Origin of the sequence: Endozoicomonas atrinae, assembly GCF_001647025.1 — a bacterium.
Taxonomy (GTDB): domain Bacteria; phylum Pseudomonadota; class Gammaproteobacteria; order Pseudomonadales; family Endozoicomonadaceae; genus Endozoicomonas; species Endozoicomonas atrinae.
The window spans coordinates 1-1376 of the sequence record NZ_LUKQ02000556.1 but is presented as its reverse complement, the minus strand read 5'-3'; the positions used below and the strand labels follow the sequence as shown (position 1 = coordinate 1376).

Here is a 1376-nt window from a genome sequence, read left to right as displayed (position 1 = left end):
GAAAATCAACATCATTAAAACCTTCGGGTAGCTGTGGTCGACGAGACATCTGTTCTAGATAATGCATGGTAATGATGCCTAAGCATAGTTGGCGGCAGCTTAAGGATTTAGAAAATGCGATTGGTATAACTTGGTGCGACCGCCAGGGATGGCGGAAGTGCCGGTAATGCAGGAGCAATTACCGGCGCCTTCGTGGTTGAAAAAGTCTTATCTTTTTCTCAGAGGCACAAAAAGAATCAGAGGTTTTTATGAGGGCCAAACACTTCGTAGTGAAGTCGGTCTTCAGTCACTCCCCAGCCCTGCAATGACGCTTTCACCATCGACATATACCCCAGTGGACCACAGAAGTAATAGTGGGCTCCTGGCAGGTCGATCTTCTCGCGGATCAGTTCCAGGTCCGTCCTGCCTGCATAATGATGAGCAGAGCAATCACCGGTTGGCTCATCGTAAAACAGAACCTGTTCTATGTTGTCGTTTTCCTCTGCTATATCCCTGACGTGCTGATCAAAGGCATGTACTTTGCTGTTGATGGCGCCGTGTACAAAAATAATCGGTTGCCCGGTTTTTTTGCTGGTCAGGCTGTTCAGCATGCTTAACATGGGCGTCTGGCCAACACCACCACTCATCAGGACAACAGGAACATCTGTACGGTGATTCAGATAGAAATCGCCACTGGGTGGGCATAGTTCTACAACATCACCTACCTGTACATGGTCGTGAAGATAGTGAGAGATCATGCCCTGGGTTTCTCCTTCACCTTCACGCTTTACTGAAATACGATAGCTCTTGCCATTTGGGGCATCGGATAGGCTGTATTGACGAATACAGCGATGCTCTGATTGTTCCGGGTGCAGGTAGATGCCAATATATTGCCCGGGCTGGTAGTCAGCTACCGGTAAACCATCCACTGGTTCAAAATAGAAGGATGTGATCAGGTCACTCTCTTTAACCTTGTTCACCACTTTGAACTCACGAGTGCCCCGCCAGCCCCCTGCTAACTGCTCATTCTCCCGGTAAATCCCTTCCTCTACTTCAATGAAAAGGTCCGCCAGGAAACCATAGGCTTCTGTCCACGCATTGAGAATGTCATCGGTTGCGGCTTCTCCCAGGACATGGGCTACGGCTTCCAGAAGGGTGCTCTCTCTGAATGATTGAAACAATAGTGCTCTATTTTCACAGCTACTATGGGAACACCACTCATAATAGTTAACTGTCATGCCCGCTTCTGTTATTTCCAGCTCTACCAAAAGCATCGTTTTGCAAATTGAAGTTTCTATAGATTCAGGCAACATGCTGAATCTTGAAGATAGTTTACAGCGTGCACTCAATGAAGCCGGGCAGCTTGGAACAAAAGAGTTATTGGGGCTATTTGAATC

Annotated in this window: 1 protein-coding gene; it reads right to left on the bottom strand. The window is 47.6% G+C overall.

The window, feature by feature from the left end; translation table 11 throughout:
* Positions 1-236 precede the first annotated feature (236 nt).
* Positions 237-1217 carry an FAD-binding oxidoreductase gene (locus AK963_RS29000; protein ID WP_238593890.1) on the bottom strand — a complete coding sequence of 327 codons (981 nt, stop codon included), beginning with the start codon at positions 1215-1217 and terminating at the stop codon, positions 237-239.
* Positions 1218-1376 lie beyond the last annotated feature (159 nt).

What these genes read in the sequence shown, in the direction of transcription:
- AK963_RS29000 (WP_238593890.1), bottom strand. Translation starts at nt 1,217, where the DNA reads ATGACAGTTAACTATTATGAGTGGTGTTCCCATAGTAGCTGTGAAAAT.